The sequence below is a fragment of the Enterococcus sp. 3H8_DIV0648 genome, from assembly GCF_002140655.1.
In the GTDB taxonomy this organism is placed as follows: domain Bacteria; phylum Bacillota; class Bacilli; order Lactobacillales; family Enterococcaceae; genus Enterococcus_A; species Enterococcus_A hulanensis.
On record NZ_NGLG01000003.1, the window covers coordinates 6,637 to 11,602 of the forward strand.

The window sequence follows — 4,966 nt, forward strand, 5'->3', positions numbered from 1 at the left end:
CTGTTGAATAAGATTTTTCTTATTTAAAAAAACTTGAAATGAATCTCAAACTTTAATAGAAAGAAGAAAAAACTACAAATAGTTTGTTGACAGCGAAAATCAATCATGATATGCTATCAAAGGTGCTTTGTGAACAGGTCTCTCGATAGAGACGTGCTGACTGTGTCGAAGTACAGCTTGATAGAGAATGCAGGGATGCATTATTTTTTATCGCCAAAAAAGAACCACACGGATGTGTGGTACTAGAAGGCGGATCGAGGAAGGAGGAAACAAGGAATGCCTACAATTAATCAATTAGTACGTAAACCTCGTAAATCAAAGGTGGAAAAATCAAATTCACCAGCATTGAACAAAGGATATAACAGCTTTAAAAAAGCTCAAACAAACGTGAACTCACCACAAAAACGTGGAGTTTGTACACGTGTGGGGACTATGACACCTAAGAAACCCAACTCAGCATTACGTAAATATGCTCGTGTTCGTTTGTCAAACTTGATCGAAGTAACAGCTTATATCCCAGGTATCGGCCATAACCTACAAGAACATAGTGTTGTTCTATTGCGTGGTGGTCGTGTAAAAGACTTACCAGGGGTACGTTACCATATCGTTCGTGGCGCACTAGATACTGCCGGTGTTAACGATCGTAAACAAAGCCGTTCTAAATACGGTACTAAAAAACCTAAAGCTTAATCAAACGAATAGATAAAGACATATTTTCGAAAAGGAGGAGTTACGTATGACTCGTAAGGGAGCTATCGCAAAACGCGACGTTTTGCCAGATCCTATGTATAACTCTAAGCTAGTAACTCGTTTAATCAACCGCGTAATGGTTGATGGAAAACGCGGAACTGCTTCAAATATTGTATACAATGCTTTTAGCACAATTAAAGAATCAACTGGAAATGATCCATTAGAAGTTTTCGAACAAGCAATGGAAAACATTATGCCTGTGCTAGAAGTTAAAGCCCGCCGTGTTGGGGGTTCTAACTACCAAGTACCCGTTGAAGTACGTCCAGAACGTCGTACTACTTTAGGTTTGCGTTGGGTTGTAAACTTCGCTCGTCTACGCGGCGAACATACAATGGAAGAACGCTTAGCGAAAGAACTTATGGATGCTGCTAACAACACTGGCGCTTCTGTGAAAAAACGCGAAGATACACACAAAATGGCGGAAGCCAACCGTGCATTTGCTCATTATCGTTGGTAAGATTTTTTCTGCTGACGAAGGTCAACAGATGTCTGACCAAACCATGCTAATTTAATATAAGAGAGGAGCAAACAAAGAAATGGCAAGAGAATTTTCTCTAGACAATACTCGTAATATCGGGATCATGGCTCACGTTGACGCTGGTAAAACAACAACAACTGAACGTGTCTTATACTACACTGGTAAAATCCATAAAATTGGAGAAACCCACGAAGGTGCTTCTCAAATGGACTGGATGGAACAAGAACAAGAACGTGGTATCACGATCACTTCTGCCGCTACTACAGCGCAATGGAAAGGTCACCGCGTAAATATCATTGATACACCAGGACACGTGGACTTCACAATTGAAGTTCAACGTTCACTACGTGTACTTGATGGTGCAGTTACTGTATTGGACTCACAATCAGGTGTGGAACCACAAACAGAAACTGTTTGGCGTCAAGCTACAGAATACGGCGTTCCACGTATTGTATTCTGTAACAAAATGGATAAAATCGGTGCTGACTTCCTTTACTCAGTAAGCACTTTACATGATCGTTTGCAAGCGAATGCTCATCCAATCCAATTACCAATTGGTGCGGAAGATGATTTCACTGGAATTATTGATTTAGTCAAAATGAAAGCAGAAATCTATACAAACGATTTAGGAACTGAAATTCAAGAAACTGAAATCCCTGCTGAATATCAAGAACAAGCAGAAGAATGGCGCGAAAAATTAGTTGAAGCTGTAGCTGATACTGACGAAGACCTAATGATGAAATTCTTAGAAGGTGAAGAAATCACTGAAGAAGAATTGAAAGCGGGTATCCGTAATGCTACTTTAGCTGTTGATTTCTATCCAGTTCTATGTGGTTCAGCCTTCAAAAACAAAGGTGTGCAATTGATGTTGGATGCAGTCATTGACTATCTTCCAGCACCTACTGATGTACCTGCGATCAAAGGTTTTAACCCTAAAACTGATGAAGAAACTGAACGTCCTGCTGATGATTCAGCTCCGTTCTCATCTCTAGCGTTTAAAGTAATGACTGACCCATTTGTAGGTCGTCTAACTTTCTTCCGTGTGTACTCAGGTATCTTGAACTCAGGTTCTTACGTATTGAATGCTTCTAAAGGCAAACGTGAACGTATTGGCCGTATTCTACAGATGCATGCAAATACGCGTAAAGAGATCGAAACAGTTTATTCAGGTGATATCGCCGCTGCTGTTGGATTGAAAGATACAACAACTGGGGATACTCTGTGTGACGAAAAATCACCGGTTATCTTGGAATCAATTGAATTCCCTGATCCAGTTATCGAAGTTGCTGTTGAACCTAAATCAAAAGCTGACCAAGATAAAATGGGTGTTGCTTTACAAAAACTTGCTGAAGAAGATCCTTCATTCCGCGTTGAAACAAACGTTGAAACTGGCGAAACAGTTATCGCTGGTATGGGTGAACTTCACTTAGACGTATTAGTTGACCGTATGCGTCGTGAATTTAAAGTAGATGCTAACGTTGGTGCGCCTCAAGTATCTTATCGTGAAACATTCCGTTCTGCGACAAATGCAGAAGGTAAGTTTGTACGTCAGTCTGGTGGTAAAGGTCAATACGGTCACGTATGGATCGAATTTACACCAAACGAAGAGGGTGCTGGCTTCGAATTCGAAAACGCGATTGTCGGTGGTGTGGTTCCTCGTGAATACATCCCAGCAGTTGAAAAAGGATTAGAAGATGCAATGGCAAACGGTGTGTTAGCCGGCTATCCATTAGTTGACATTAAAGCTAAGCTTTATGATGGTTCTTACCATGATGTCGATTCAAATGAAACAGCCTTCCGTGTAGCTGCGTCTATGGCGCTACGTGCTGCAGCGAAGAAAGCTAGCCCATCAATCCTTGAACCAATGATGAAAGTTACGATTACTGTTCCAGAAGATTACTTAGGTGATGTTATGGGTCACGTAACTGCTCGTCGTGGACGTGTTGAAGGTATGGAAGCTCATGGTAACGCACAAATCGTTAATGCGATTGTACCGTTGGCTGAAATGTTTGGATACGCTACAACACTTCGTTCGTCTACTCAAGGACGCGGAACATTCATGATGGTCTTTGACCACTATGAAGATGTACCAAAATCAGTTCAAGAAGAAATTATTAAGAAAAATGGCGGCAAAGCTGACTAATTCTTAAAAGTCAATTGTTTTTTGACTGCTTTTTCCAAAAGAACTGTATTTTTAGCAACGTTTCATGTAAAATAATTAACTGATGATATGGGCTCGCATCGCTTTTGTGGTGCGGACCTATCAGATAAAAAACTAAACTCATTTACTTAGGAGGAACATATTAAATGGCTAAAGAAAAATTTGACCGTTCAAAACCCCATGTTAACATTGGTACTATCGGACACGTTGACCATGGTAAAACTACTTTAACTGCTGCAATTACAACTGTACTTGCTAAACAAGGCGGAGCTCAAGCAATGGACTACGCTTCAATCGATGGTGCACCTGAAGAACGCGAACGCGGAATCACTATCAACACTTCTCACGTTGAATATGAAACTGAAAACCGTCATTACGCTCACGTTGACTGCCCAGGACACGCGGACTACGTTAAAAACATGATCACTGGTGCTGCTCAAATGGACGGGGCTATCTTAGTAGTTTCTGCTGCTGATGGCCCTATGCCTCAAACTCGTGAACACATCTTGTTATCTCGTAATGTTGGTGTTCCTTACATCGTTGTATTCTTAAACAAAATGGATATGGTTGATGATGAAGAATTACTAGAATTAGTTGAAATGGAAGTTCGTGACCTATTGTCAGAATACGACTTCCCAGGAGACGACACTCCAGTTATCGCGGGTTCAGCTTTGAAAGCTTTAGAAGGCGACGCTTCATACGAAGAAAAAATCTTAGAATTAATGGCTGCTGTTGACGAATACATCCCAACACCAGTTCGTGATACTGACAAACCATTCATGATGCCAGTCGAAGACGTATTCTCAATCACTGGTCGTGGTACTGTTGCAACTGGTCGTGTTGAACGTGGACAAGTTCGCGTTGGTGACGAAGTTGAAATCATCGGTATTGCTGAAGATGTTACAAAAACAACTGTAACAGGTGTTGAAATGTTCCGTAAATTGTTAGATTACGCTGAAGCAGGCGATAACATCGGTGCGTTATTACGTGGTGTTGCGCGTGAAGACATCCAACGTGGACAAGTATTGGCTAAACCAGCTTCAATCACTCCACATACAAAATTCTCTGCAGAAGTTTACGTTTTAACTAAAGAAGAAGGTGGACGTCATACTCCATTCTTCACTAACTACCGCCCTCAGTTCTACTTCCGTACAACTGACGTAACTGGTGTAGTTGATCTACCAGAAGGTACTGAAATGGTAATGCCTGGTGATAACGTAACTATGGAAGTTGAATTAATCCACCCAATCGCTATCGAAGATGGAACTCGTTTCTCTATTCGTGAAGGTGGACGTACTGTTGGTTCAGGCGTTGTAACTACAATCAAAGCTTAATCAACTTTACAAGATAATTTTATGCTCGGACGTAAAGAGTCATTGGATTTCCAATGGCTCTTTTTTAATGAAATAAACAATAGAAAAATGCAAAAAAGTCCTTACCTATACTATAATAAGGACGAACACATCTAGATGTGTATAAGAGAATAGTTTGTTGACAGCGAAAATCAATCATGATATGCTATCAAAGGTGCTTTGTGAACAGGTCTCTCGATAGAGACGTGCTGACTGTGTCGAAGT

The 4,966-nt window shown here is 40.8% G+C and carries 4 protein-coding genes; all 4 read left to right on the forward strand.

Annotated features, from left to right (window positions below; all coding sequences use genetic code 11):
• The first annotated feature begins 276 nt into the window (after window positions 1-276).
• The 4 genes from rpsL to tuf all read left to right on the forward strand — a co-directional run bounded on the left by rpsL (window position 277) and on the right by tuf (window position 4,723).
• On the forward strand, window positions 277-690 hold the full coding sequence (gene rpsL, locus A5875_RS22755; protein ID WP_010742744.1) for a 30S ribosomal protein S12: 414 nt from the start codon (window positions 277-279) through the stop codon (window positions 688-690).
• Window positions 691-736: 46 nt separating this feature from the next.
• On the forward strand, window positions 737-1,207 hold the full coding sequence (gene rpsG, locus A5875_RS22760) for a 30S ribosomal protein S7 (protein WP_088935882.1): 471 nt from the start codon (window positions 737-739) through the stop codon (window positions 1,205-1,207).
• Between the two features lie 79 nt (window positions 1,208-1,286).
• Window positions 1,287-3,371 (forward strand): elongation factor G, encoded by a 2,085-nt coding sequence (gene fusA, locus A5875_RS22765; protein ID WP_088935883.1) that lies wholly within the window; start codon window positions 1,287-1,289, stop codon window positions 3,369-3,371.
• 164 nt (window positions 3,372-3,535) lie between these two features.
• Window positions 3,536-4,723, forward strand: coding sequence for an elongation factor Tu (gene tuf / locus A5875_RS22770; RefSeq protein WP_088935884.1), 1,188 nt, complete (start codon window positions 3,536-3,538; stop codon window positions 4,721-4,723).
• Window positions 4,724-4,966 lie beyond the last annotated feature (243 nt).